The 24,469-nt window shown below is 71.1% G+C and carries 28 protein-coding genes; 17 read left to right on the top strand and 11 right to left on the bottom strand.

The genetic code is table 11. The features are described 5' to 3' along the window. Positions 1-8 precede the first annotated feature (8 nt). Positions 9-485 (bottom strand): ATP-binding protein, encoded by a 477-nt coding sequence (locus ACIRPH_RS26205; protein WP_402918951.1) that lies wholly within the window; start codon positions 483-485, stop codon positions 9-11. Then, complete coding sequence (locus ACIRPH_RS26200) at positions 482-1,024, bottom strand: hypothetical protein (RefSeq protein WP_402918949.1); 543 nt, start codon at positions 1,022-1,024, stop codon at positions 482-484. Before ACIRPH_RS26200 ends, ACIRPH_RS26205 begins: the two co-directional genes overlap by 4 nt. 322 nt (positions 1,025-1,346) lie before the next feature. On the opposite strand from ACIRPH_RS26200, the gene ACIRPH_RS26195 reads away from it, so the two are divergent. Then, on the top strand, positions 1,347-2,156 hold the full coding sequence (locus tag ACIRPH_RS26195; protein WP_402918948.1) for a DUF1963 domain-containing protein: 810 nt from the start codon (positions 1,347-1,349) through the stop codon (positions 2,154-2,156). Between the two features lie 121 nt (positions 2,157-2,277). Here the strand turns inward: ACIRPH_RS26195 and ACIRPH_RS26190 are convergent, their stop codons facing one another. The 3 genes from ACIRPH_RS26190 to ACIRPH_RS26180 are packed head-to-tail and all read right to left on the bottom strand — an operon-like array spanning position 2,278 to position 3,468. Continuing rightward, positions 2,278-2,448 (bottom strand): DUF397 domain-containing protein, encoded by a 171-nt coding sequence (locus tag ACIRPH_RS26190; RefSeq protein WP_402918946.1) that lies wholly within the window; start codon positions 2,446-2,448, stop codon positions 2,278-2,280. 23 nt (positions 2,449-2,471) lie between these two features. After that, positions 2,472-2,657 carry a DUF397 domain-containing protein gene (locus ACIRPH_RS26185; protein ID WP_402918944.1) on the bottom strand — a complete coding sequence of 62 codons (186 nt, stop codon included), beginning with the start codon at positions 2,655-2,657 and terminating at the stop codon, positions 2,472-2,474. Further along, complete coding sequence (locus ACIRPH_RS26180; protein ID WP_402918942.1) at positions 2,644-3,468, bottom strand: helix-turn-helix domain-containing protein; 825 nt, start codon at positions 3,466-3,468, stop codon at positions 2,644-2,646. The genes ACIRPH_RS26185 and ACIRPH_RS26180 overlap by 14 nt, the downstream gene beginning before the upstream one ends. 180 nt (positions 3,469-3,648) lie before the next feature. Between ACIRPH_RS26180 and ACIRPH_RS26175 the strand changes: the two genes are divergently transcribed. Then, entirely contained in the window at positions 3,649-4,176 is a 528-nt protein-coding gene (locus ACIRPH_RS26175) for an ATP-binding protein (protein ID WP_402918940.1), read from the top strand. Positions 4,177-4,186: 10 nt separating this feature from the next. After that, the gene (locus tag ACIRPH_RS26170) at positions 4,187-4,552 is read left to right on the top strand and encodes a helix-turn-helix domain-containing protein (RefSeq protein WP_402918938.1); all 366 of its coding nucleotides are present in this window, start codon (positions 4,187-4,189) and stop codon (positions 4,550-4,552) included. Between the two features lie 72 nt (positions 4,553-4,624). Here the strand turns inward: ACIRPH_RS26170 and ACIRPH_RS26165 are convergent, their stop codons facing one another. The 6 genes from ACIRPH_RS26165 to ACIRPH_RS26140 form a co-directional block, all read right to left on the bottom strand. Next, complete coding sequence (locus tag ACIRPH_RS26165; protein ID WP_267946802.1) at positions 4,625-4,819, bottom strand: hypothetical protein; 195 nt, start codon at positions 4,817-4,819, stop codon at positions 4,625-4,627. 209 nt (positions 4,820-5,028) lie between these two features. Next, the gene (locus ACIRPH_RS26160) at positions 5,029-5,730 is read right to left on the bottom strand and encodes a hypothetical protein (protein WP_402918936.1); all 702 of its coding nucleotides are present in this window, start codon (positions 5,728-5,730) and stop codon (positions 5,029-5,031) included. Positions 5,731-5,910: 180 nt separating this feature from the next. After that, positions 5,911-6,378 carry a hypothetical protein gene (locus ACIRPH_RS26155; protein ID WP_402918934.1) on the bottom strand — a complete coding sequence of 156 codons (468 nt, stop codon included), beginning with the start codon at positions 6,376-6,378 and terminating at the stop codon, positions 5,911-5,913. 16 nt (positions 6,379-6,394) lie between these two features. Next, a complete protein-coding gene (locus ACIRPH_RS26150) occupies positions 6,395-9,349 on the bottom strand; it encodes a hypothetical protein (protein WP_402919118.1) in 2,955 nt (984 codons plus the stop codon). Between the two features lie 115 nt (positions 9,350-9,464). Continuing rightward, positions 9,465-9,836 (bottom strand): DUF6507 family protein, encoded by a 372-nt coding sequence (locus ACIRPH_RS26145; protein ID WP_402918932.1) that lies wholly within the window; start codon positions 9,834-9,836, stop codon positions 9,465-9,467. A gap of 25 nt (positions 9,837-9,861) precedes the next feature. Then, complete coding sequence (locus ACIRPH_RS26140) at positions 9,862-10,161, bottom strand: hypothetical protein (RefSeq protein WP_402918930.1); 300 nt, start codon at positions 10,159-10,161, stop codon at positions 9,862-9,864. A 406-nt stretch (positions 10,162-10,567) separates the two neighbouring features. On the opposite strand from ACIRPH_RS26140, the gene ACIRPH_RS26135 reads away from it, so the two are divergent. From ACIRPH_RS26135 to nuoK, 14 genes are all read left to right on the top strand, one after another. Continuing rightward, on the top strand, positions 10,568-10,927 hold the full coding sequence (locus ACIRPH_RS26135; protein ID WP_402918928.1) for a hypothetical protein: 360 nt from the start codon (positions 10,568-10,570) through the stop codon (positions 10,925-10,927). Positions 10,928-11,054: 127 nt separating this feature from the next. Further along, a complete protein-coding gene (locus ACIRPH_RS26130) occupies positions 11,055-11,765 on the top strand; it encodes a demethylmenaquinone methyltransferase (protein ID WP_402918926.1) in 711 nt (236 codons plus the stop codon). 429 nt (positions 11,766-12,194) lie between these two features. Then, complete coding sequence (locus ACIRPH_RS26125; protein ID WP_402918924.1) at positions 12,195-13,499, top strand: geranylgeranyl reductase family protein; 1,305 nt, start codon at positions 12,195-12,197, stop codon at positions 13,497-13,499. A gap of 196 nt (positions 13,500-13,695) precedes the next feature. Then, positions 13,696-14,055, top strand: coding sequence for an NADH-quinone oxidoreductase subunit A (locus ACIRPH_RS26120; protein WP_267946792.1), 360 nt, complete (start codon positions 13,696-13,698; stop codon positions 14,053-14,055). 67 nt (positions 14,056-14,122) lie between these two features. Further along, a complete protein-coding gene (locus ACIRPH_RS26115; protein WP_344177191.1) occupies positions 14,123-14,668 on the top strand; it encodes an NADH-quinone oxidoreductase subunit B family protein in 546 nt (181 codons plus the stop codon). A gap of 1 nt (position 14,669) precedes the next feature. Beyond that, a complete protein-coding gene (locus ACIRPH_RS26110; RefSeq protein WP_402918921.1) occupies positions 14,670-15,401 on the top strand; it encodes an NADH-quinone oxidoreductase subunit C in 732 nt (243 codons plus the stop codon). Between the two features lie 43 nt (positions 15,402-15,444). Continuing rightward, entirely contained in the window at positions 15,445-16,740 is a 1,296-nt protein-coding gene (locus tag ACIRPH_RS26105; protein ID WP_402918919.1) for an NADH-quinone oxidoreductase subunit D, read from the top strand. Beyond that, complete coding sequence (nuoE, locus tag ACIRPH_RS26100) at positions 16,737-17,489, top strand: NADH-quinone oxidoreductase subunit NuoE (protein WP_402918917.1); 753 nt, start codon at positions 16,737-16,739, stop codon at positions 17,487-17,489. The genes ACIRPH_RS26105 and nuoE overlap by 4 nt, the downstream gene beginning before the upstream one ends. After that, positions 17,486-18,805: an NADH-quinone oxidoreductase subunit NuoF gene (gene nuoF, locus ACIRPH_RS26095; protein WP_402918915.1), complete on the top strand. Its 1,320-nt coding sequence runs from the start codon at positions 17,486-17,488 to the stop codon at positions 18,803-18,805. Before nuoE ends, nuoF begins: the two co-directional genes overlap by 4 nt. Beyond that, on the top strand, positions 18,802-21,282 hold the full coding sequence (locus ACIRPH_RS26090) for an NADH-quinone oxidoreductase subunit G (protein WP_402918913.1): 2,481 nt from the start codon (positions 18,802-18,804) through the stop codon (positions 21,280-21,282). Before nuoF ends, ACIRPH_RS26090 begins: the two co-directional genes overlap by 4 nt. After that, positions 21,279-22,646, top strand: coding sequence for an NADH-quinone oxidoreductase subunit NuoH (nuoH, locus tag ACIRPH_RS26085; protein ID WP_402918912.1), 1,368 nt, complete (start codon positions 21,279-21,281; stop codon positions 22,644-22,646). Before ACIRPH_RS26090 ends, nuoH begins: the two co-directional genes overlap by 4 nt. After that, positions 22,639-23,190 carry an NADH-quinone oxidoreductase subunit NuoI gene (nuoI, locus tag ACIRPH_RS26080; protein ID WP_402918910.1) on the top strand — a complete coding sequence of 184 codons (552 nt, stop codon included), beginning with the start codon at positions 22,639-22,641 and terminating at the stop codon, positions 23,188-23,190. Before nuoH ends, nuoI begins: the two co-directional genes overlap by 8 nt. Continuing rightward, a complete protein-coding gene (locus tag ACIRPH_RS26075) occupies positions 23,187-24,176 on the top strand; it encodes an NADH-quinone oxidoreductase subunit J (protein WP_402918908.1) in 990 nt (329 codons plus the stop codon). The genes nuoI and ACIRPH_RS26075 overlap by 4 nt, the downstream gene beginning before the upstream one ends. Beyond that, positions 24,164-24,463: an NADH-quinone oxidoreductase subunit NuoK gene (nuoK, locus tag ACIRPH_RS26070; RefSeq protein ID WP_013156051.1), complete on the top strand. Its 300-nt coding sequence runs from the start codon at positions 24,164-24,166 to the stop codon at positions 24,461-24,463. Before ACIRPH_RS26075 ends, nuoK begins: the two co-directional genes overlap by 13 nt. Positions 24,464-24,469 lie beyond the last annotated feature (6 nt).

Genomic DNA, 24,469 nt, shown 5'->3' with positions numbered 1-24,469 from the left:
GGGGCGGTTCAGCGGGTGAACACGTAGGGGCGCAGGCCCGGCGGCACCCCGGCCGGGTCGACGGTCAGGGACGCCCACACGTGGGTGCCCAGGTCGGCCCAGGGCGTGAGCCGGTGGTGGCCCCACGCCGAGGCCAGGTTCTCGACCATGAGCAGGCCGCGCTGCCCCTCGGCCCCCTCCCACTCGTCGGCGGTCCGGTGGTGGGGGACGGCGGGGACGCCGCCGCCCCCGCCGGAGTCGGACAGGCCCACGCGCAGGGTGCCCGGTTCGGGCATGGACAGCGCGCGCAGGACCTCGCCGCCCTCGCGGCCGGAGTCGGTGTACTTGCAGCAGTTGGCGAAGAGTTCGCTGGTGACGAGGGTGAGCGTGTCCACCGTGTCCGGGTCGAACCCGGCCAGGTCGGCGGCGAGGTCCGCGCGGACCCCGCCCAGTCCGGACAGGTGCCCGGGGTAGACGCGGTGCTCCCAGAAGACGTGGGGCCTCATGCCGGGACCCCCTGACGGGCCCGCCGTCCGCCCCACCCGTGGGTGGCGGCTGCCAGGTCGTCCCAGGTCTCCGGGGCTGCGGCCCCGGCGGGCGGAACCGGCGGTCCGTACGCCGAGAGGGGCAGCGGGGACGGGGCGGCGAGGAGGTCGCCGGAGGCGCGGGGCCGGGGGACCCAGCCGTGGAGGCGGGTGCTTGCCTCGGCCTGGACGCGGAGCAGCGCCCGTTCGCGCTCGCTCTCGCGCTCGTGGGCCTCGTAGTAGGGCCGGACGAGGGCGACGTCCCCGGCCTCGCAGGTGTGGCGCGGGGGAGCCAGGTCCCGTACCGGGCGGGGAGGTGTCACCGGGGGCGGAGCGGAGGCCGTGGCGGTGTCGGGCGCGGCCGCCAGGGCCGGGACGGGCACGGGCGCGTAGCGGCGGACCCGGGTGGACCGGCGGCGACGCAGCCACCCGGGGGAGGCGTGGCGTCCGCGAGGGGCGATGAACAGGGCCATGACCAGCCGAAAGGCAGGGGTCAGGGCCGCAGCGCTAAACTGGCGCATGCTGGCATTCCTTGTGGTTAAAGGGTTGGAGTTGCTGGCCACGACCCCGAACGGTGTTCAGCCGTTGCGGGGTCATTTGATGCAGGGGGCTTGACGAGACAGAGAGTAGGGGGTCGGGGGGTGGGGTGGGGGAGATACCGGAAAGTAAGGCGGGGAAAGTTGAGAAAACGGCCGATCGGCTCGCCGGTCGGCCGTCGTTATGTCTGTGATCAGGGGATATGGGTGTTGGGCTCGGCGGTCGCCGGCCGGGACCCGGGGGCCTGGTTCCGGGGCGTGTGCGGAGCGTGCCGGAGTGTCCGCCGAATGGGGCAGCATGTCCGGCATGGACAGTTCTGAGCAGTATCGCGAGGCGGCCCGCGAGGCCGGTGTGCCCGAACACGCCATCGACCTGGCCCTCGGCCTCGCCCGCCCCCAGATCGAGCTGACGTCCTCGGCGGAGGACGGCGGGGTCCTGGCCGGGCGGTACGGAGGACTTCCCTCCCTTCCCCCGGACGTCGAATGGGGCTCCTACCCGCACTTCGTCGCGTCGGTCGACTGCGCGGCCCTGCCACGGGACGCCCTCGACATCCCGCTGCCGGAGGACGGGCACCTGCTGTTCTTCGCCAACAAGCACGACCCGCTCGACGACGACGAGCCCGCCGACGGCGACTACGTGGTGTACGTCCCGGCCGGGACGGTCACGGAGGAAGGGTCCCCCCGGCCCCCGCGCGAGGACATCGGGGAGATCGAGGACGAGGAGGGGGCCGCGTACTGGGCCACCCCCCACACGGACCCGCGCCCGCTCTACGCCCGGACCGTCCTGAGCCTGCCGACGGACGGCGACGACGCCCTCCACGACCCGGAGGTCCGACGGGTCTACCGGCAGCACGGCCTGGAACACCACGACAAGCGGAAGCAGGTGTGGGCTGTCGACCTGCTCCTGGGCGGCTACGCCTACTCCCCGCAGGACCCGCCCATCATGCAGTCACCGGAGGAGAAGGCGGAGGAGGAGTGGGTCCTGCTGGCCCAGGCGCAGTACCCCATGCAGGCGGACCCCGATTGCACAGGCTGCCCGTTCTGGATCATCCGGCGCAGCGACCTGGAGAAGAGGGACTTCGCGGGCGCGCGAGTGGTCATGTGGGAGTACCACTGACCAGGTGAACCCAGAGGGCGAGGGCGTCGGTCGGACGGCGTGCGGCGGCGGCGCCCCGTCCTTGGGCGGGAACGGGAGAACGGCCGACCAGCGGACTGGTCGGCCGTCGTCGTGTCCGGGATCAGGGGAGAAGGGTGGTGGAGCCGAGGAACGCCGCCCAGGCCTCGGGGGTGTAGTCGATGTGGCCGAGGGGCCGGTTGTCGGTGTCGCGCACCAGGACCGACTCCCCTTCGGCGACCTCGACACAGCTGCCCGATGCGCCGCTGTAGGTGCTCTTGTGCCAGGCGTTCACGGTGGCTCCTCTGCCTCGTCGGCTCAGGCGCGGTGGGTGGTCACCCCGCGCAGGAATGATGCCCACGCTTCGGCGGTGTAGTCGATGTGTCCGAGTACTCGGTTCTGGGTGTCGCGGACCAGGACGGCCTCCCCCTCCGCGACCTCGACGCAGCTTCCCTCCTGGGCGCTGTAGCTGCTCTTGTGCCAGTGGGGCTCACGCTTCGTCATCGAGTTCTTCCTTGACCTTCCTGATCAGTTCCCGGCTCGCGCGGGGAGACAACGCCTCCGCCTGAAGGATGCCGAAGAGCATCGCGCAGTGTTGCACCTGCATCATGTCATCCATGAACTGCTCACCTTTCATGTGCTCAGCTGAGGCAACCGTGGGCTTCTCCGGGAACGTGTAGAGCCGGAACGGTCCAGAAGCGCCTGGATGGCACTCAGCGTCGACAGGAATGACCTGAAAGCGGACTTTGCCCCGTTCGATCAGCTCAAGGCTCTTAGCGAGCTGTTCGATCAGTACCGGCTTCCCTCCCTGAACAGCTCGACGGAGAACCGACTCTTCCACCACGATGGACAGCAGAGGAAGATCCACTCTCTCCAGCACCTCCTGGCGCTCCACCCGAGAGTCGACCATTTGCTTGAACTCTTGCTGGGAGCGCCATGGTCCTGTGTCGGCCAGCAGACCTCGCGCGTAGGCCTTGCACTGAACAAGTCCAGGAAAGACCAAAGGCTGGTACTCCCGGAGTTCGGTCGCCTCCCGCTCCAGCTGCCCGACCTCGGTGTACCAGGGCGGTAGTGCGTCGGGCTCGTTCGCCGCGTTCCAGGCCCGATTTATCGCACCGCCGCAATCGAAGAGCGCATCGAGTTCTTCCGCCCGGTCCGAAGGCAGCCTGCGCCGACCCTTCTCCCACGCGGACACCGTGGACTGGACGACCTTCAGCGCCTTGGCCACCTGTCCCTGCGTCATTCCGGCCTGGCTCCGTGCCGCCGCGATCTTCCTGCCCAGGGTCTTGCGCCTGGGGTTGGCCTTGAGGCTCACTACGACTCCCATTTCCGGGTTATCGCCACTACGACCCATGCAAGACCAGGACACGACCCGATAGAGCCTGTAACGACTAAGTGTGACCGTTCGGTGATTTCGCTGGAACCCGCCCACGGGCGGCTCCAGGGTGGTGCCACGGGCCACGCGCGTAGTGGCCGACCCAGGGAGGGAATACAGGTGCGACCAGCCATCCGCATTGTGCCGAACCGCGAGCCCGACACCGGCGGCTCCGAGCCCCTGCCCCGCCGGGTCACGGACCCCGACGACCGTGCGCCGATGGTGCTCGACCGCACGTGCGGGGTCCCCGACTGCCACGCCCTGGCCGTCGCCGGACGCCCCGAACAGGCCGCCGTCCTGCGCAGGCGCATCGCCACGGTCCTGCCGCCCGCGACCGCCGACGTCGCCCAGTACCTGGTCAGCGAACTCTTCAACAACGCCATCACCCACTCGCGCAGCGGGGACGAGGGCGGGCACGTGACCGTGACCGTCCACCGGTTTCCCGACCGCGTCCAGCTGAAGGTCGTCGACCAGGGGCCGCGCGGCGAGGCCGGCTCCACCCCGCACGTACGCCCCCTCGACCTGGAGAGGCAGGGCGGGCTCGGCCTGCGCCTCGTGCACGTCCAGGCGGCCAGGTGGGGGACCTTCCACGACCGGAACCGCACCACCGTGTGGTTCGAGCTCGACCGGCCGCAGGCCCGGATCTGAGGTGGCGCCCGTGACGACGCGACAGGAACAGGGGAGACCGGTGGCGGAGCGGGCCCCGGAGGACCCCGCCCCAGAGGTTCCCGCACGACCGGCGGAGAGGCTGCTGACCCCGCGCGAGGCCTCGCGCGTCCTCGGCGTCGACCCCAAGACCCTCATCCGTTGGGAGGGGGAGGGGCGGCTCATGTCGTTCCGCACCCTCGGGGGGCACCGGCGCTACCCGAGGACCCTGGTCGAGCAGCTGGCCGTCCCGGTGCCGCCGCTGGAGGAGGTCGTCTCCACCCTGCGGCAGGTCCACGACCGCGCCCTGGAGATCGGGGCGCGGGAGGAGGCGGCCACGATCGCCCGGCTCATGGCCGTGCTGGGCACGGGGGGATGAACGCCCGCCGGCCCTCGCGGGGGCGGGGCCGGCGGGTACGGCGGGAACGGTCGGCCCCGGCGGGCGGCCGGGCTACGGCGCCACGAGGCAGTCCACGGGGAGGCTCGTGGTGGTGTTGAGCGAGACGGGGGAGAGGGGGTGGTCGAGCACCCCGCCCACGGCCGCACAGGCCTGGTCGAGGGTCTCGTCGGCGACGGCAGTGCCGGCGCCGACCGCCAGCGCGGCGGCGGTGAGGGCGGTGGCGGCCAGAAGGGTTCGCAGGCGCATGTCTCTCCACGGTCGATCACTCGGAGGGTTCGTCGAACGACCAAGAGTAGTCGCGATGGGGTGGTCGCGCCCCGGGAACGCCTCCCGTCCGGCCCGCTGATCCCCGCACGGTCCCGTGACGGGGCCTCCGCGCACCCGGGGGCCGCTCCGCACCGACGCGTCACCGCCCCGGACCAGCCGAGCCGGACCCGCGTCGGGGGGCGGGGCGGTCAGCGGGACCGGGCGACCCGGTGCTCCCCGGAGCCGTTCGCCGGGACGCGCCTGCGGGGGGAGGGCGGCGCCGGAGCGGGGGCCCCGGCTCCGCGCCCGCCACCGGCGCGCGTGACCGGCCGGTCCGCGAGTACCCCGCGCACGGCTCCGGACGGCGTGCCCGACGCCGAGGGTCCGGCCGCGGTCCACCCTCCCGGCCAGCGGGCCCCGGCCTGTTCCGCCCGGTCGCACAGAACGCGCATGCGGGTGAGCGACGTGCGCAGGGTCTCGGTGCCCGCACGCATGCGGCCGACGGCGTTGAGCGCCCTCATCTCCGCGGGCCGGACGCCGCGCGCCAGGAGGCGGAGCAGCTCGCCGAAGGACCTCCTGCCCGCGTCGGCGTATCCGGCCACCCGCTCGGGATCGTCCCCCGCCGCGAGCAGCGTCCTGCCCCGGGCGAGGAAGCCCGCGACCTCCCCGGCCGTCCCCCGGGAATCCGGGGCCGCCGCCCGTGCGGCCCGCTCGCACTCCTCCAGGCGCGGCACCAGGCCGCTGAGCTCGGCGCGGGCGGAGAGCCACTCCCGCTTCACGGCATCGGCCTCCGCCACGACCTGGTTGAGCTCGGCGCGGGTGTACGGGGGCTGCCTGCGCGCCCACGGGAAGCGTCGGCGCGTCTGCGGGGACAGCGGGTGCTCGCCCATCTCCAAGCGGACCTCGGCCATGCTGCCACTCCCTGGTGTCGGCGGACGCGGCCCCGGGCGGGCCGACGCTTCCTGTTCGCCGGTTACGATCCGTACTTCTTCCGTTCGGTTCACGGAAGTTCCGGTGCGGCAGGGGTTCTGGCGGCCGACCCGTCGTCCGGGCGGTCCCCTCGTGCGGGGACCGCCCCGGCCCGGACGGGGTCACTCCGTGGCGCGTCCCTCGGCTTCCTCGACCAGCTTCTCGCGGAGCCAGCCGGGGATGTTCTCCTCGTCGCGGGGGAAGTACTCGAGGTCTCGGGTGAAGCCGAAGGCGGTGGGGAAGGTGATGCCCGGGTCGTCGTCGTAGTTGTAGTTGACCGCGAACTTGCCGGGCCGGGTGATGACGTACTCCATGGAGAACCAGGTGCCCTTGCCCTCCTGGTACATCCCCGCCCGCAGGTCGTCGGCCACCAGGCTGATGGACGGAGGCGGCGACTTCCTGACCGACGTGCCGTCCTGGAGCTCCACGACGACGATGCTCGTCGCGTGATCGATGACGGCTTCCCTCGTGTACGTGATCCGCTCCCACTCCTTCGGGACCACCGAGACGATCTTCTGACCGATGTCCTTGAGGGCCCGCTGCTGCGCAGCGGGGTCCAGATGGCCTTTTTTGAAGAGGTGGGTAACCATTGAACGAACTTTCTCCCTATTTCTTGAGGGGCGGCACGTTGTTGTATTCCTGCGGCTTCATGTCCACCCCGTTGAGCTGCCATTCCACGACCAGCTTGGTGGGCGGCGGCGGGAGCATCTGCCCCGGGTTCGCCGGGTCCGGAACCTGAGGCATGTTCGGGTCGTAGACGCTGGTGACCTTGGCGTGGATGGTCGGCTTGGTCGGGTTCAGCGCGAGAGCCGCGTCCCACGTCCCGTCGTTGAACTTCGGGTTGCTGAACCCGTGCCACTTGTCCTTCTTGGTCAAGATACCGTTCCAGGAGCGCTCGATGTTGCGGTAGCTCCCGTCGATAGTGCCCCTCAGATTCTCGGGGATATCGGGAAGGGCGGTCCCGACCCGGTTCTGGTTCACGTCGAAGCGCATCGGAACCTGGTTGAGGCGCTCACCGATTCCGAAGAACTCCGCGTAGCCGATGAGGTGTCCGCCGTCCCACTGGATGGCCTCGTACTCCGGCACCTCGCCGGGCCCGGGCCGGCGCCCGTGCTCCGCCTCGAAGTCGTCCTTGAGCTTCTCGTTGAGCTGCTCGTAGTAGTTCGACCCGCGGTCGTTGACCTTGCTCTGCTCGTCGTCGTTGCGGACGTTGGTGCGGGAGTCCAGGTCCCCCTCGACCGACACGGTCCGGCTCAGCGAGTCGGTCTCGTACGTGTAGCCGTCCACCTTGTACGTCATGTCGGGCCGCGGCCTCAGGAACTCGGGGTGCCTGGAGTTCCAGTGGGAGGAGTCCGCGCGGATCTCCCGGATGTTCCCGTGCTCGTCGGTGACGTACTGGGTCTTGCGGACCCCGTCCGCCTCGACGAGCGTGTAGACGCTGTTGCCGTCCAGCTGGACGCCTTCGCCGAAGCGCTGCCCGTTCCCGGGCAGGAGGGCCCGATCGGCGGGGTCCGTGCTGTCCCGGCGCAGTTCCGGCTTGTCCGTGAGCGAGGGTCCGTCGTCGGAGCCGCCGGAGAGGTCCAGGTCGCCGCTGGCGTCCGGGCCGCCCGAACCGCCGTGACCGCTCCCCGAACCCGTGCCGCCGACCTGGTTCGAGGACACCGGGCCCCGACCGGAACCGTTCCCGCCGCCGTCGGCCGAGCTCGTCCCGCCGCCGTCGGCCGAGGCCGTCCCGCCGCGGGTGTCGGCGTCGACACCGGCGTTGCCGTTGTCGACGCTGTTGGTGACCGTGGGCGTACGGTTCTGCGTCTCGTTGCCGTTGCCCGTGTCGCCCGTGTCCACGCGGGAGTCGAAGTCCTGCGGCCCCGTGCCGGTGAGCCGGTACACGTCCTCCGCCGAGGTGTCGTGCGGCCTGTCGGCCTCCATCGTGTCGCCGCGCGGCGTGACCGGGACCCGTGCCGGGTCGTTCTCCAGGTCGGGCCGGTCGGACTCGACGTCGTTGCCCTCCCACGAGCCCCCGCGGTTCGGGGCGGTCTTGGCGTTGCGGTCGACCTCGTCGATCTCGGCCTGGTTGCGCTGGGTGACCTCGCGTCCGAAGTCGGCGTTCTCCGGGCTGTTGACGATGTCCAGGAAGTCGTCCGTGGCCTGGAGCTGGTCCGCGGTGGCGTCGCGGTTCCGGGGCGGGTTGCCCGTGTCCGCGCCGTCGTCGCCGCTGTCGTTCACCGGGGTGACCCGGCGGTTGTCCGGCGTCCCGTCCGGGACGGGGTCGGTCCCGCCGGTGTTGATCCGGTCCAGCGCCGCCCGCATCTCGCCGAGCTGCGACGGGCTGAAGGAGCTGGTGTCGAGATCACTCATGTCGAAGTCGAACGTGGGCGAGCCGCTGCCGCCGAACCGACCGGGGATGCCGAGGTTGAGGTTGTTCACGTCGAACTCCGGCACGTCCGGTGTGTTCACGTCCGGGCCGTCGCCGCCCATCCGGTTGAGCATCGCCGAACCGCGCCACGCCAGCAGCGGCGCGCCCACGACCGCGCCCACACCGGTCGCGGACAGGGCCACGCCGCCCACCGTCGCGCCGATGTTGAGCAGCGCCGTGCCGATCACGTAGCCGGGCCGCTCGCCCCACTCCTCCCACGGCACCACCGCGTGCGCGGCGTCCTTCCACGCCCCGCCCGCGATCTCGCCGGTGCGCTCCCAGCCCTGGAAGCCCCAGCTGTCGTTCTCGGCGTCGTACATGCCCACCAGCGACGCGGCCGACTGGAGGTTGCCCTCGTGGTACTCCCACAGGTTGTCGCCCCAGTTGCCCTGGAACCAGCCGTCGGAGTTGTGGATGCCGACGAAGCCGCCGACGTCCTCGGCGATGCCCACCCCGAAGTCCTTGACCGCGGACCCCGCGTCCACCCACCAGCCGTGGTCGGTCTCCTGGGAGCCGCCCCACGCCATGTCGACGTCGCCGAGGTAGCCGTCGAACCCGTGCTGGTACTCGTTCTCCCCGGGAGGGCTGCCGTCCGCGTTCGCGGAGACGAAGTTCGTGCGGCCGGGGATGTCGGCGTTGATGGCGTTCGCGCAGTCCCGCTCCGCCTGCTCGTACTCCTGGCGCAGGGCGTCGGCGCGGTCGAGGAGGGCCTGGTGCTCCCCGACCTTCTCGCTCTCGTTGCCGACGAGCCGGTTCCAGAAGCCGTCGGCCTGCTTCCAGTCGTCGTTGCTGGTGTCGATGGAGTTGAGGAAGGCGTTCGAGTCGGTCGTGAGGGTCGCCCACTTGGCCTTGATGTCGCGCACGGACTCGGCGAAGGTCTCCAGGGCCGTGGCCGCCTTGCCCGTCGAGGTCTCCACCGAGTCCCCGTCGGTCGCGACGGAGTCGACCGCCGCGAGCAGGGTCCCGGACTCGGGCGCGGTGTAGCAGCCGGAGAGGTCCGACCACGCGCTCTTGATGTCGGCCCCGATCCCGGACACCGTCGTCCCGGCCGTGCGGAGCTGCCCCGCCAGGGTCTCCAGCTCGGCGGGGTCGGCGGTGGGGACGGGGAACATCGAGGGGTTGATCAGGCCGCCGGTGGGCGTGCACATCTCGGTCACGTGGACGTCTCCATCTGGGATCCGGAGTGGTTCGGGGTAGGGGTCTCCGGGGTGCGGGACCGGGGAGGACGAACGGGGCCGTGATCAGGGGCCGGGGGAGGGACGCCTAGGGGAGGTAGGGGCCGTACACCGGGCGCTCGGGTTCCGGCTCGGGGACCACGCCGGCGTTCTGCTGGGCCTCGGCCGCCATCTCCAGGTTGCCGTTGACGTAGTGCGTGGTGGCCTCGCTGGCCCCGGTGACGGCGCTGACCGTCACCCCGGCCATGTCGCCCATGAGGCCGAAGTTGTACTCGGCGAACTCGCCCAGGGCCATGCTGACGGGGGCGCTGTTCGCCTCGCCGCTGATGCTCGTGAGCAGGGTCTCGGTCGAGGTCATGGAGCCGACCAGGCCCTCGCTGCCGCCCTCCTCGCCGATGTGCCCGGCGACGGTGGACAGGACGCCGCCGACCTCGGACGGCAGGATGTTCCAGGCTGACACGGGGTTCTCCTCACCAGGACGGGGATCAGGGGGACGGGGGGCGGGAGAAGGCGCCCGCCCGGAAGTTCGTGGGCGGCGGGGCCGGCGGGGCGTCCTCCGCCCCGCGGCTCCGCGCGGTCTCGATGTGCGCGTGCAGGCGGTTCAGGCTCTCGCCGAGGGTACCGAGGTCGGCGCCGACCCGGGCGTGCATCCGGCGGGCGGCCCGGTCCAGCCGGGGATGGACCCCCGGGGGCAGGGGCTCGTCCCCGGCCACCGGCTCGTCGGGGGCCGCCTCCTCGTCGGGGACGGCCTGTTCGTCGCTCGGGTCGACCACGTCGAACTTCACTTCCACCCCTCCTCTCGCCGGAGTCCTCCTCCGGGGGATAGGACGCACGGTAGCCGCGCGCGGTTCGGGAATCATCCCCGTCGCGCGCCCCTATTCTCCCCTGCGGGGCCGGAAGGGAGGCGAGGTCGGGGAATTCCTACCCATGAGTACGTCCTTCTCCCCGCCGCCTCCCGGACGGGGCTGAAACGGTCTTCCGTAATGTGCTCGGGAGTACGCCCGAATTCATCCGCGCCGGTATCGGGGCCCGCCCCCGGGACCACGGGGGTCTTCGCGGGGCAGGGGGCGCGACGGCCCGCCCGCGCCGGAAAACCGGTGGCGCGCCCCGCTGGGCCACGGCAGGGTGGTCCGTCCGAGACCATCGCGGACGGAGCACGGTTCACCTAGGGACGACGCCGGGAAACCGTTCGTGGACGAGGAGTCGCAGAAGCTCGTCACCGACCTCGTGGCCGCGGTCCCCTGGTTCGCGGAGGACTACGAGTGCCACGTCGAGAACGAGGGCGGCTCGCTCCCCCACGTCTTCTTCTGGGACGTCACCCAGGAGGTGGTCGCGTCGTTCCTCTCCGACGGGAGCCACGGGCTGGACTGGGAGGGGGTCCTCGGCTTCCTGGAGGCGCAGAGCGCGCGCGGAGTCCCCGAGGCGGACGTGGTGATCGGCACGTCGTTCCTCTACTCCCTTCCGTGGCCGGAACAGCCCGGATACGCCCTGGTCGGGCATCTCGGCCCGGTCATGGCCGAGAGCTTCCGGCAGATCCGGCCGGCCGGCTGACGGAGCCGGGCCACGGGCGCCGGGCCGGGCGCCCGCGGAAGCGGCCGGGGCGCGGCGGCGGGAGGCACGGCGTGGGCGGGGCGGGGGAGCGGTACGGCCGCACGGGGCGCACCCTTAGTCTTGTGCCATGACCCGCGCGAAGCTCGACAAGAAGCCCCAGGACGTCGCGGCGATGTTCGATGGCATCGCCGAAAACTACGACCTCGTCAACGACGTCATCTCGCTGGGACAGGACAGGATCTGGCGGAAGGCCGTCGTCAACGCCGTCGAGGCCTACAGCGGAGAACTGGTCCTCGACCTCGCCGCGGGCACCGGCACCTCCTCGGAGTCCTTCGTGAAGAAGGGCGCGCGCGTCATCGCGTGCGACTTCTCCCTGGGCATGCTCACCACGGGCGCCAAGCGCCGGGGCGGCGCCTCCACCGGCGGCGTGACCTTCGTGGCGGGCGACGCCCTCAGCCTCCCCTTCGCCGACGAGACCTTCGACGCGGTCACGATCTCCTTCGGCCTGCGCAACGTCAGCGACGTGGACCAGGCCCTGCGGGAGCTGCTGCGGGTGACCAAGGTCGGCGGCCGGCTGGTCATCTGCGAGTTCAGCCACATCCCGGTGGAGTTCGTGGACAAGCTCTACTCCACCTACCTGATGGCCGCCCTGCCCAAGATCGCTGGCGCGGTGTCCGGCCGGGGCGAGTCCTACGACTACCTGTCGGAGTCGATCATGGCCTGGCCCAAGCAGGCCGACCTCGCCCGCCACCTCCAGGACGCGGGCTGGTCCAGGGTTGCCTGGCGCAACCTGTCGACGGGCATCGTCGCCCTGCACCGCGGTTTCCGGGAGAAGTAGAAACCGACATAGCACTCAGAAAGCCAGATACTTCTTCTATAGCTAAAAAGTACGCAAAACCCGGAGAACGGAGCGTTCTCCGGGTTTTTTGTGTTGCCACTGGGTCCCCTGGGGTGTCGGAAACAATCATGAGCTGCACCTTTGTCAGAAGGTGATGCCTTTAGGTGTCCAGTGGGGCTATCTGGGACCAATATCCCGTTTGGGGATAACACGTCTAGCGCGCCCCCCGGGGGTCGCCTCGCGGTGCGTAAGGGTCTAGACTGCGGAAAAGAGCCTTGTGAAGTGCTTCACAAGGCCACGAGGCGCAGGACACATGGCCCTATACCGGACATGTCGAAAGTCCCACAACACCCATACCACCCCCCGTGAGCGGGTCGTCCCCGCACTGGCCCGCCACGGTGCACCGCGCGAGCAGTCGAGGACCCACCCGTGAGCGAGACAGCCACCTCCTCTCCCAGAGGCCGGGAGCGGACCGAGTACGACGCCGACGTCATCGTCGTCGGCGCCGGTCCCTCCGGCTCAACCACCGCCTACTACCTCGCCCAGGCGGGACTCGACGTCCTGCTCCTGGAGAAGACCGCCTTCCCCCGGGAGAAGGTCTGCGGCGACGGACTGACCCCCAGGGCGGTGAAGCAGCTCACCGCCATGGGGATCACCTTCGAGGACGAGGGGTGGATCAAGAACCACGGCCTGCGCATCGTCGGCGCCGGCGTCCGCCTCGAACTCCCCTGGCCCGACCTGGCCGCGTACCCCGGTTTCGGACTCGTCCGCACCCGCTTCGACTTCGACCAGATCCTGGTCGACCGCGCGGTCGCCGCCGGGGCCAAACTCCTGGAGCGGACCAACGTCACCGGCCCCCTCATGGACGAGCGCAGCAACCGCATCGTCGGGGTACGCGCCAAGGACGCCGACCGCGAGCCCGTGACCTTCCGGGCCCCGCTGGTCGTGGCCGCCGACGGCAACTCCTCCCGGCTGTCCGTCGCCATGGGCATCCGCAAGCGCGACGACCGCCCCATGGGCGTGGCCGTGCGCACCTACTTCGAGAGCCCCCGCCACAAGGACGACTACCTGGAGTCCTGGCTGGAGCTGTGGGACAGGAGCGGCGACAAGGACGTCCTCCTGCCCGGCTACGGCTGGGTCTTCGGCGTCGGCGACGGCACCAGCAACGTCGGCCTGGGCATCCTCAACTCCACCGCCTCCTTCCAGGACGTGGACTACCGCAAGCTCCTGCGCCGCTGGACCGAGTCCATGCCCGAGGAGTGGGGCTTCACCGAGGACAACCAGAAGGGCGCCATCCGCGGCGCGGCCCTGCCCATGGGCTTCAACCGGGTGCCGCACTACTCGCGGGGGCTCATGCTCGTCGGCGACGCCGGCGGCATGGTCAACCCCTTCAACGGCGAGGGCATCGCCTACGCCATGGAGGCCGGCAACATCGCCGCCGACGTCATCGTGCAGGCGCACGGGCGGCCCACCCAGCAGACCCGCGAGCGGGCCCTGCTGAGCTACCCCGACGTGCTCGCCGACACCTACGGCGGCTACTACACGCTCGGACGCTACTTCGTGAAGGTCATCGGCCAGCCCGAGTTCATGAAGTACGCGACCAGGTACGGCCTGCGCCAGCGCACGCTCATGAAGTTCGCGCTGAAGATGCTCGCCAACCTCACCGACCCCACGCAGGGCGACGCCATGGACCGGGTCATCAACGGCCTGACCAGGATCGCCCCCGCGGCCTAGCCGCTCCGCGGGCCGGGCGGCCCCGTTCCCGGAGCCGCCCGCCCCGGGGGACCGGGCGCGGAGCACCGGGACCACGCGGCCGGGCGGTCGGGTCCGGCGCCACAACAGGACAGCACGGGACGACCGAAGAGATGAGCTAGTGAAAGCAATCACAAGCATGCGCGAGCGTGCCGACCAGCCAGAAGGAGGGTGACCCGTGGAGCTCTACACACCGATATTCGTGCTCGGCGGGATCGGCGCCGCGTTCGTGGTGGTGTCGATGGTGGCCGGGGCGGTCATGGGCCCCAAGCGCTACAACCGGGCCAAGATGCAGGCCTACGAATGCGGCATCGAGCCGACCCCGCAGCCCGCCGGCGGCGGCCGCTTCACCGTCAAGTACTACATGACGGCCATGATGTTCATCATCTTCGACATCGAGATCATCTTCCTCATCCCCTGGGCCGTCCACTTCGACGCCCTCGGCTGGTTCGGACTGGTCGCGATCGTCCTCTTCCTGGTGAACGTCTCCATCGCCTACGCCTACGAGTGGCGCCGCGGGGGGCTCGAATGGGACTGACGACCACCGCGCGCCCCGCCCAGACACGGCAGCTCGCCCAGCCCAGCCCGGAGGAGGTCCGCAGCTGATGGGACTCGAAGAGAAACTCCCCAGCGGAATCGCGCTCACGACCGTCGAGCAGGTCGTGGGCCTGGCCCGCAAGAGCTCCATGTGGCCCGCCACGTTCGGGCTCGCCTGCTGTGCCATCGAGATGATGGCCGTCGGCGGCCCCCACTACGACCTGGCCCGGTTCGGCATGGAGAAGTTCGGCGCCACCCCGCGCCAGGCCGACCTCATGGTCGTCGCCGGACGCGTCAGCCAGAAGATGGCCCCCGTCCTGCGCCAGATCTACGACCAGATGCCCGAGCCCAAGTGGGTCATCGCGATGGGCGTGTGCGCCTCCAGCGGCGGCATGTTCAACAACTACGCGATCGTGCAGGGCGTGGACCACGTCGTCCCGGTCGACATCTACCTGCCGGGCTGCCCGCCCAGGCCGGAGATGTTCCTCGACGCCGTGCTCAAGCTGCACGACAAGGTCCAGAACACCAAGCTCGGCGCCCACCGGGAGCTGGAGATCACCGAGATCGAGGAGCGGATGCTCCGCCGGTCGCTGCCCGTGGTGACGAGGGACTGACATGAGCGAGAAAGAGCGCAACGAGGAAGCCGCCGACCTGCCCGAGAAGCAGGGACGCGAGCGGCTGGCCGCCCCGGTCAAGCGGACCGGCATGTTCGGCGGCTCCACCGGGGGCGACACCTCCGGCTTCGGGGGCCTCCAGGTCAGGGGGAGCGCTCCCGCGAACAGCCCGCGCCCCTACACCGACCCCGACGACCCGCGCACCGCGGACTTCGACAGGGTGGCCGACGACCTGGAGGCCGCCCTGGGCGAGGACGCCGGGGCGGTGGAGCGCGTCGAGGTCGCCCTCGGCGAACTCACCTTCCACGTGCGCCGCGAGGCGCTCCTGGAACTGGCGCGCGTGCTGCGCGACGACCCGGCCCTGCGCTACGAGCTGTGCACGGGGGTGACAGGAGTGCACTTCCCCGCCGACACCGGCCGGGAACTGCGCGCGGTCTACCACTTCCGCTCCATCAGCCACAACAGCGAGATCCGCGTCATCACCACCTGCCCCGACGCCGACCCGCACGTGCCGTCGATCGTGTCGGTCTACCCGACCAACGACTGGCACGAGCGCGAGGCCTGGGACTTCTTCGGCATCGTCTTCGACGGCCACCCCGCGCTGACCCGTATCCAGATGCCCGACGACTGGCGCGGACACCCGCAGCGCAAGGACTACCCGCTGGGCGGCATCCCCGTGGAGTACCGGGGAGCCACCGTGCCCCCGCCGGACGAGCGGAGGTCCTACACGTGACCGCCAGCACCCACAGCCACTCAGCCACGAAGGGAGGCACGGCATGACCGTCACCGAGGACTACATCGACGCCTCCGGCGGGGACTGGGACGACGTCATCGAGAAGGCGCAGGCCACCAGCGCCGAACGCCTCGTCGTCAACATGGGCCCCCAGCACCCGTCCACCCACGGCGTCCTCCGCCTGATCCTCACCCTCGACGGTGAGACCTGCACCGAGGCACGCGTCGGTATCGGCTACCTGCACACCGGTATCGAGAAGAACATGGAGTACCGGACGTGGACGCAGGGCACCACGTTCGTCACCCGCATGGACTACCTGACGCCGCTCTTCAACGAGACGGCGTACTGCCTGGCGGTCGAGAAACTGCTCGGCATCACCGAGCGCGTCCCCGAGCGCGCCAGCGTCATCCGCGTGATGATGATGGAGCTCAACCGGATGGCCTCCCACTTCGTGGCGATGGCGACGTTCGGCATGGAACTCGGCGCGACCACGGTCATGACCAACGGGTTCCGTGAGCGCGAGATGATCCTGGACGTCTTCGAGCTGGTCACCGGCCTGAGGATGAACCACGCCTACGTCCGCCCCGGCGGCGTGGCGCAGGACCTGCCGCCCGGCGCGGTCGGCCAGGTCCGGGAGCTGCTCAAGGAGATGCCCAAGCGCATCCAGATCATGCGCAAGCTCCTGGACGAGAACCCCGTCTACCTCGCCCGCACCAAGGACGTCGCCTACCTCAACCTGCCCGGCTGCATGGCGCTCGGCGTCACCGGGCCGCTGCTGCGCGCCTCCGGACTCGCGTTCGACCTGCGCAAGTCCAAGCCCTACTGCGGCTACGAGGGCTACGAGTTCGACGTCCCCGTCTCCGACGGCGGCGACGTGTACGCCCGCTACCGGGTGCGCATCGCCGAGATGGAGGAGAGCCTGAAGATCATCGAGCAGTGCCTGGACAAGCTCGCTCCCGGCCCGGTGATGATCCAGGACGCCAAGATCGGCTGGCCCGCCAAGCTGGCGCTCGGCCCCGACGGCCTGGGCAACTCGCCCGACCACATCGCGCACATCATGAGCGGCTCCATGGAAGCCCTCATCCACCACTTCAAGCTGGTCACCGAGGGCTTCCGGGTGCCCGCCGGCCAGGCCTACGCGGCCGTCGAGAGCGCCAAGGGCGAACTCGGCTGCTACGCGGTCAGCGACGGGGGCACCCGCCCCCACCGCGTGCACTTCCGCGACCCCTCGTTCACGCACCTGCAGGCCGTCGCCGCCATGTGCGAGGGCGGCACGGTGGCGGACGTGATCGCGGCCGTGGCCAGTATCGACCCGGTGATGGGAGGCGTGGACCGGTGAGCCAGAACGACACCACACCCGACAGCGCGGACAGCGCGCAGGTCGTGCGCGAGAGGTTCCCCGACGAGGTCACGGCCCGTCTGGAACCGGACGCCAAGGAGATCATCGCCCGCTACCCCCGGCAGCGCTCCGCCCTGCTCCCCCTGCTGCACCTGGTGCAGTCCGAGGAGGGGCACGTGAGCACGGCCGGGATGCGCTTCTGCGCCGACCAGCTCGGCATCACCCTCGCCGAGGTCAACGCGGTCGCCACGTTCTACACCATGTACCGCCGCCGCCCCGGCGGCGACTACCAGGTGGGCGTGTGCACCAACACCCTGTGCGCGGTCATGGGGGGCGACGAGATCTTCGCGTCCCTCAAGGACCACCTCGGGGTCGGCCACAACGGGACCACCGAGGACGGCAAGGTCACGCTGGAGCACCTGGAGTGCAACGCGGCCTGCGACTTCGCCCCCGTCGTGATGGTCAACTGGGAGTTCTTCGACAACCAGACGCCCGACACCGCCAAGCGGCTGGTCGACGACCTGCGGCTCGGCAACGACGTCGCCCCCACGCGCGGCCCCGCGAGCCTGTGCACCTGGAAGCAGGCCTCCCGCGTGCTCGCCGGGTTCGACGACGGCCGCGCCGGCGAGGGCGTCCAGGCGGCGGGCGCCTCGCTCGCCGGACTCGACGTGGCCCGGCGCAACGGCTGGACCGCGCCCGACCCCGCGAACCTTCCCGCCCGCGACCAGGGTGAGGAGGGCGCCAAGTGACCACCCTGACCCCGATCCTGTCCCGCAACTGGGACCGCACCGACTCCTTCACCCTCGACGGGTACCAGGCCACCGGCGGCTACGACGCGCTGCGCACGGCCCTGGCCATGGAACCCGACGCCATCGTGGACCTGGTCAAGCAGTCCGGCCTGCGCGGCCGCGGCGGCGCCGGGTTCCCCACCGGGATGAAGTGGGGTTTCCTGCCCAAGGACAACCCCAACCCGCGCTACCTCGTCGTCAACGCCGACGAGTCCGAGCCGGGCACCTGCAAGGACATCCCGCTCATGCTCGCCAACCCGCACGTGCTGGTGGAGGGCGTGGCGATCGCGTCGTACGCGATCAAGTCCCACCAGGCCTTCATCTACGTGCGCGGCGAGGTCGTCCACGTCATCCGCCGCCTGCGCAAGGCCGTCGCCGACGCCTACGAGGCCGGGCTGCTCGGCCGGGACATCCTCGGCAGCGGCTTCGACCTCGACGTCGTCGTCCACGCCGGGGCGGGCGCCTACATCTGCGGCGAGGAGACCGCCCTCCTGGACTCCCTGGAGGGCTACCGGGGCCAGCCCCGGCTCAAGCCGCCGTTCCCCGCCGTGGCCGGGCTCTACGCCTCGCCCACCGTGGTCAACAACGTCGAGTCCATCGCCAGCGTCCCCGGCATCGTCGCCAACGGCGCCGAGTGGTTCACGTCCATGGGCACCGAGAAGTCCGCCGGCTTCGGCTTCTTCTCCCTGTCCGGGCACGTCACCCGGCCCGGCCAGTACGAGGCGCCGCTCGGGATCACCCTGCGCGAACTCCTCGACATGGCCGGAGGGGTGCGGGCCGGGCACAGCCTCAAGTTCTGGACCCCCGGCGGCTCCTCCACGCCCATCTTCACCGACGAGCACCTGGACACCCCGCTCGACTTCGAGTCGGTCGGGGCGGCCGGGTCCATGCTCGGCACCCGGGCGCTCCAGGTCTTCGACGAGACCACCTGCGTGGTCCGCGCCGTCGGCCGGTGGATCGCCTTCTACGCGCACGAGTCCTGCGGCAAGTGCACGCCCTGCCGCGAGGGCAACTACTGGATGGTCCAGGTCCTGGACCGCATCGAGCGCGGCGAGGGCACCGAGGCCGACCTCGACAAGCTCCTCGACATCTGCGACAACCTGCTCGGCCGCTCGTTCTGCGCCCTCGGCGACGGAGCGACCAGCCCGGTCATGTCCTCCATCAAGCACTTCCGCCAGGAGTACATCGACCACGTCGAACAGGGCGGCTGCCCGTTCGACCACGCCAAGTCCACCCTGTGGGGCGACCGCCCGGCCGCGACGGGAGGAAACCAGTGACCGTCACCTCCAACTCCTCCGGCGGATCGGCGCCGGCGCCGCCGCCCGAGGACCTGATCACCGTCACCATCGACGGGTTCCAGATCCAGGTGCCCAAGGGCACCCTCCTGATCCGGGCCGCCGAACTCCTCGGCATCCAGATCCCGAGGTTCTGCGACCACCCGCTCCTCGACCCGGTCGGCGCCTGCCGCCAGTGCCTGGTCGAGATCCCCGACATGGGCAACGGCCGCGGCATGCCCAAGCCGCAGGCCTCCTGCACCATCACCGTCATGGAGGGGATGGTGGTCAACACCCACCTCACCTCGCCGGTGGCGGAGAAGGCCCAGCGCGGGATCATGGAGTTCCTGCTCATCAACCACCCGCTGGACTGCCCGGTCTGCGACAAGGGCGGCGAGTGCCCCCTCCAGAACCAGGCCGTGTCCACGGGGCGGGGCGAGACGCGCTTCGTCGACGTCAAGCGCACCTTCCCCAAGCCGATCCCGCTGTCCACCGGCGTGCTGCTCGACCGGGAGCGCTGCATCCAGTGCGCCCGCTGCACCCGGTTCGCCGCGCAGATCGCCGGGGACCCGCTCATCGAGCTGATGGAGCGCGGGGCCCAGGAGCAGGTCGGCATCGCCGACGGCGAGGCCTTCAACTCCTACTTCAGCGGCAACACCGTGCAGATCTGCCCGGTGGGCGCCCTGACCGGCTCCGCCTACCGGTTCCGGTCCCGGCCCTTCGACCTGGTCTCCACCCCCAGCGTGTGCGAGCACTGCGCCGGGGGCTGCGCCCAGCGCACCGACCACCGCCGGGGCAAGGTCACCCGCCGCCTCGCCGGTGACGACCCGCAGGTCAACGAGGAGTGGAACTGCGACAAGGGCCGGTGGGCGTTCACCTACGCCACCCAGCCCGACCGCCTCACCCGCCCCCTCGTCCGCGACGAGGAGACCAAGGCCCTGGAGTTCGCGTCCTGGTCCGAGGCGATCACCCTCGCCGGGCAGGGCCTGGCCGCGGCGCGCGGCCGGGTCGGCGTGCTCATCGGGGGCCGCCTCACCTACGAGGACGCCTACGCCTACGCCAAGTTCGCGCGGGTCGCCCTCGGCACCAACGACGTGGACATGCGCGCGCGCGACCACTCCGAGGAGGAGGCCGCGTTCCTGGCCGCCCACGTCGCGGGCACCCCCGTCGGCGTGGACTTCACCGCCCTGGAGAAGGCGCCCGCCGTGCTCCTGGCCGGGTTCGAGCCGGAGGACGAGTCGCCCTCCACGTTCCTGCGCCTGCGCAAGGGCGCCCGCAAGCGCAAGCTCAAGGTCTTCTCGGTCGCCTCGCACGCCAGCCTGGGCCTGACCAAGACCGACGGCACGCTCGTCCGCGCCGTGCCCGGCGACGAGGGCCGCGTCCTCAACGCCCTCGACGTCGACCACCCCGAGGTCGTGGAGGCCATCGGCCAGGAGGGCGCGGTCATCGCCGTCGGGGAGCGGCTCGCCGCCGTCCCCGGGGCGCTCACCGCCGCCGCCGCCCTGTCCCGGCGCACCGGAGCCCGGCTCGTCTGGGTGCCGCGCCGGGCCGGGGAGCGCGGCGCCGTCGACGCCGGGGCGCTGCCGGGCCTGCTGCCCGGCGGACGCCCCGTGGCCGACCCCGCCGCCCGCGCCGAGGTCGCCCGCGCCTGGAACGTCGGGTCCCTGCCCGAACGGCCGGGCCGCGACACCGCCGCGATCATCGCCGCCGCCGCGGCCGGGGAGCTCGACGCCCTGGTCGTCGCCGGGGTCGAACTGGACGACCTGCCCGACCCGGACGCCGCCCGCGCGGCCCTGGCCAGGGTGCCGTTCATCGTCAGCCTCGAACTGCGCGCGAGCGACGTCACCGACCGCGCCGACGTGGTCCTCCCCGTCGCCGCCGTCGCGGAGAAGTCCGGCACCTTCGTCAACTGGGAGGGCCGCCACCGGCCCTTCGGCGACGCGCTCAAGGTCCCCGGAGCCCTCTCCGACCTGCGGGTCCTCTCCGCCGTCGCGGACGGCATGGACGTGCACCTGGGCCTGCCCGACGCCGCGTCCGCCTACCGCGAACTGCTCGAACTGGGCCTGTGGACGGGGAACCGGCCCTCCGGTCCCTCCACCCGGCCGGTCGCCGTGCCCGAGCCGGAGGCCGGGCAGGCCGTCCTGTCCACGTGGCGGCAGCTGCTCGGCACCGGGCGCATGGAGGACGGCGAGCCGTTCCTCGCCGGCACCGCCCGGCCGCCCCGCGCCTACCTGTCCAGGGCCACCGCGGACGAGGTCGGGGTCCCCGACGGCGGGATGCTCGGCGTCACCGGCGCCCACGGCTCCGTCACCGTCCCGGTCGTCGTCGCCGACATCGCCGACCGCGTCGTCTGGCTCCCGGCCAACGCCCGCGGCTGCGTCGTCCGCCGCGACCTCGGCAGCGGCGCCGGGGACACGGTCATCCTGTCCGCGCCCGACTCCGCGGGCGCGTCCCACCACACCGCCGGGAGGCAGCAGTGAGCCCCGCCGTCCACACGGGCGCCCTCCAGCTCGCCTCGGAGGAGACGCTGGGCGCCTTCGGCAACGACCCGTGGTGGATCACCACGATCAAGGCCCTGGCGATCTTCGTCTTCCTCATGCTCTGCGTGCTGATGATGATCATGGCCGACCGCAAGGTCATGGGCCGCATGCAGCAGCGCCACGGACCCAACCGGATGGGCCCCTTCGGCCTCCTCCAGTCCCTCTTCGACGGCATCAAGCTCTCCCTCAAGGAGGACCTGATCCCGCGCGGGGTGGACCGGTTCGTCTACATCGCCGCGCCGATGATCGCGGCCGTGCCCGCGTTCATCGCGTTCTCGGTCATCCCGATCGGGCCCGAGGTGAACATGTTCGGGGTCACCACCCCGCTCCAGCTCACCGACCTGCCCATCGCCGCCCTGGTCGTCCTGGCCACCGCGGCGCTCGGCGTGTACGGGTTCGTGCTCGGCGGCTGGGCGTCCCAGTCGCCGTACGCCCTGCTCGGCGGCTTGCGCGCCTCCGCCCAGGTGATCAGCTACGAGATCGCGATGGGCCTGTCCTTCGTCGCGGTCTTCATCATGTCCGGCACCCTCACCACGTCGGGGATCGTCGAGTCCCAGCGCGGGCTCTGGTTCGCCGTGCTGCTCCTGCCGTCCTTCCTCATCTACCTGGTGACGATGGTCGGCGAGACCAACCGGCTGCCCTTCGACCTCGCGGAGGGCGAGGGCGAGATCGTCGGCGGCTTCATGACCGAGTACGGGTCCATGAAGTTCACGATGTTCTTCCTCGCGGAGTACGTGAACATGTGCACCGTCGCGGCCGTGTCCGTCACGCTCTTCCTCGGCGGCTGGCTCGCCCCGCCCGGGGTGAGCGCGATCCTGCCCGGCGCCAACGAGGGCTGGTGGCCCGCCCTGTGGTGGCTGCTCAAGTTCCTGTGCGTCATGTTCCTGTTCATCTGGGCGCGCGGCAGCCTCCCCCGGGTGCGCTACGACCAGCTGATGAAGCTCGGCTGGAAGGTGCTCATCCCCGTCCAGCTGGTGTGGATCACCGCCGTCGCCGTCGTCCGGATGCTCGTCCTGGACGGCGCGTCGCCGATCGTCATCGGCCTCGTGGTCGCCGGGTTCTCCGCCGCGACGATCGGGGCGTTCGCCGCCTGGGCCCGCTCCGCCCGCCGCGAACGCGCCGAGGAGGCGCGCCTGCGGGCCGAGAGCCGGCGCCGCGCCCACAAGGACCCCGCCTTCGGCGGGTTCCCGGTGCCACCGAGCACCGCCCCGCACTACGGCAGCAGCGTGCTCGCCGAACCGCCGCGGACGGCCCCGGTCGCCGCCGAGAGCAACAAGAAGGGTGAGGAGGTTTCCGGTGCTTGAGTGGCTCAACCCCGTCAAAGGATTCGGCGTCACCTTCCACACCATGTTCAAGAAGGTGCCGACGGTCGAATACCCGGAGGTCAAGCGCCCCACGGCGCCGCGCTTCCACGGCCGACACCAGCTGAACAGGTGGGCCGACGGCCTGGAGAAGTGCATCGGGTGCGAACTGTGCGCCTGGGCCTGCCCGGCCGACGCCATCTACGTGGAGGCCGGTGACAACAGCGACGACGACAGGTACTCGCCCGGCGAGCGCTACGGCCGCGTCTACCAGATCAACTACCTGCGCTGCATCCTGTGCGGGCTGTGCGTGGAGGCGTGCCCCACGCGCGCCCTCACGATGACCAACGAGTACGAGCTGGCCGACACCAGCAGGCAGAGCCTGATCTGGACGAAGGAGCAGCTTCTCGCCCCCCTCAAGGAGGGCATGGAGCAGCCGCCCCACCCGATGCGCCTCGGCGACACCGAGCAGGACTACTACGCCACCGGGCGCGGCCAGCACGGGACGCAGGGCGCCCCGGCGGAGAGCACGGAGGGGGTCCGTTGAACCCGCTCTCCACGACCCACCACGGCGTCAACGTCCCGCTCGGCTCGCCCGTGGACGCCCCGCTGTACCTCGCCGCGCCCATCGCGGGCGGGGAGGCCACCGCGTTCTGGATCCTCGGCGCGGTCGTCCTCCTGGGCGCCCTCGGCGTGGTCTTCTCGCGCAAGGCCGTCCACTCGGCCATGTCCATGGCGCTGACCATGGTCGGCCTGGCCATCTTCTACGGCATCAACGCGGCGCCGTTCCTGATGGTCGTCCAGATCGTCGTCTACACCGGCGCCGTCCTCATGCTGTTCCTGTTCGTGCTGATGCTCATCGGCGTCAGCTCGGCCGACTCCCTCGTGGAGACGCTCAGCGGGCAGCGGATCATGACGGCCGTCGTCGCGCTCGCCTTCGTGGGCGCCCTGGCCACCGGCATCACCCGCATCTCCGTGGGCGACCCGGTGGGGCTGGGCGCCGGGGCCGCGGCCGCCGGGGGCACCATCCCGTGGATCGCGGGCGAACTGCTCCTGCGCTACGTGGTCGCCTTCGAGGCCACCGGCGCGCTGCTCATCACCGCCGTCCTCGGCGCCATGGTGCTCGCGCACACCGCCCGCACGAAGAAGCGGCGCACCCAGCGGGAGATCTCCGAGGATCGCATCCGCGGCGACCACCCGACCCCGCTGCCCGGACCGGGCACCTACGCCCGGCACAACGCGATCGACATGCCCGCGCTGCTGCCGGACGGCACGGTCTCCCAGCTCTCCCTCAACCCGGTGCTCACCGCACGCGACCCCGAGTACCAGTCGCGGGTGCCCGCCGACGTCCGCACCGGCGGCCCCGCGCTGCCCGGCGGGGCGTCGGACTCGGCCGGCTCCAAGGAGGGCGAACCCGTCACCGACACCGGCGAGGGCCGCGGCGGGGACCCCGACGACGGCGCCGACGGAACCGGCGGCACCGAGAACAGCAACGGCAACGGGCAGGAGGTCGAGTCCTCGTGGACCCGATGAACTACATCGTCCTCGCGGCGCTGCTGTTCACCATCGGCGCCGTCGGCGTACTCGTCCGGCGCAACGCGATCATCGTCTTCATGTGCGTGGAGCTCATGCTCAACGCCTGCAACCTGGCGTTCGTCGCGTTCGCCCGGATGCACGGGGACATCGAGGGCCAGGTCATCGCGTTCTTCGTGATGGTCGTCGCCGCCGCCGAGGTGGTGGTCGGCCTCGCGATCATCATGCAGATCTTCCGAACCCGCAGGTCCGCGTCGCTCGATGACGCGAACCTGCTCAAGCACTAGAAGGCG

The organism is Nocardiopsis sp. NPDC101807, assembly GCF_044766605.1.
Taxonomy (GTDB): domain Bacteria; phylum Actinomycetota; class Actinomycetes; order Streptosporangiales; family Streptosporangiaceae; genus Nocardiopsis; species Nocardiopsis tropica.
Note: the sequence above shows the minus strand (reverse complement) of the source record. Positions and strands in the feature narration are given on the sequence as shown.

Excerpts from the sequence above, each read along its gene's own strand:
- ACIRPH_RS26205 (WP_402918951.1), bottom strand. The coding sequence starts at position 485 with ATGAGGCCCCACGTCTTCTGGGAGCACCGCGTCTACCCCGGGCACCTG.
- ACIRPH_RS26200 (WP_402918949.1), bottom strand. The coding sequence starts at position 1,024 with ATGCGCCAGTTTAGCGCTGCGGCCCTGACCCCTGCCTTTCGGCTGGTC.
- ACIRPH_RS26195 (WP_402918948.1), top strand. The coding sequence starts at position 1,347 with ATGGACAGTTCTGAGCAGTATCGCGAGGCGGCCCGCGAGGCCGGTGTG.
- ACIRPH_RS26185 (WP_402918944.1), bottom strand. The coding sequence starts at position 2,657 with ATGACGAAGCGTGAGCCCCACTGGCACAAGAGCAGCTACAGCGCCCAG.
- ACIRPH_RS26165 (WP_267946802.1), bottom strand. The coding sequence starts at position 4,819 with ATGCGCCTGCGAACCCTTCTGGCCGCCACCGCCCTCACCGCCGCCGCG.
- ACIRPH_RS26160 (WP_402918936.1), bottom strand. The coding sequence starts at position 5,730 with ATGGCCGAGGTCCGCTTGGAGATGGGCGAGCACCCGCTGTCCCCGCAG.
- ACIRPH_RS26155 (WP_402918934.1), bottom strand. The coding sequence starts at position 6,378 with ATGGTTACCCACCTCTTCAAAAAAGGCCATCTGGACCCCGCTGCGCAG.
- ACIRPH_RS26150 (WP_402919118.1), bottom strand. The coding sequence starts at position 9,349 with ATGTGCACGCCCACCGGCGGCCTGATCAACCCCTCGATGTTCCCCGTC.
- ACIRPH_RS26130 (WP_402918926.1), top strand. The coding sequence starts at position 11,055 with ATGACCCGCGCGAAGCTCGACAAGAAGCCCCAGGACGTCGCGGCGATG.
- ACIRPH_RS26115 (WP_344177191.1), top strand. The coding sequence starts at position 14,123 with ATGGGACTCGAAGAGAAACTCCCCAGCGGAATCGCGCTCACGACCGTC.
- ACIRPH_RS26110 (WP_402918921.1), top strand. The coding sequence starts at position 14,670 with ATGAGCGAGAAAGAGCGCAACGAGGAAGCCGCCGACCTGCCCGAGAAG.
- ACIRPH_RS26105 (WP_402918919.1), top strand. The coding sequence starts at position 15,445 with ATGACCGTCACCGAGGACTACATCGACGCCTCCGGCGGGGACTGGGAC.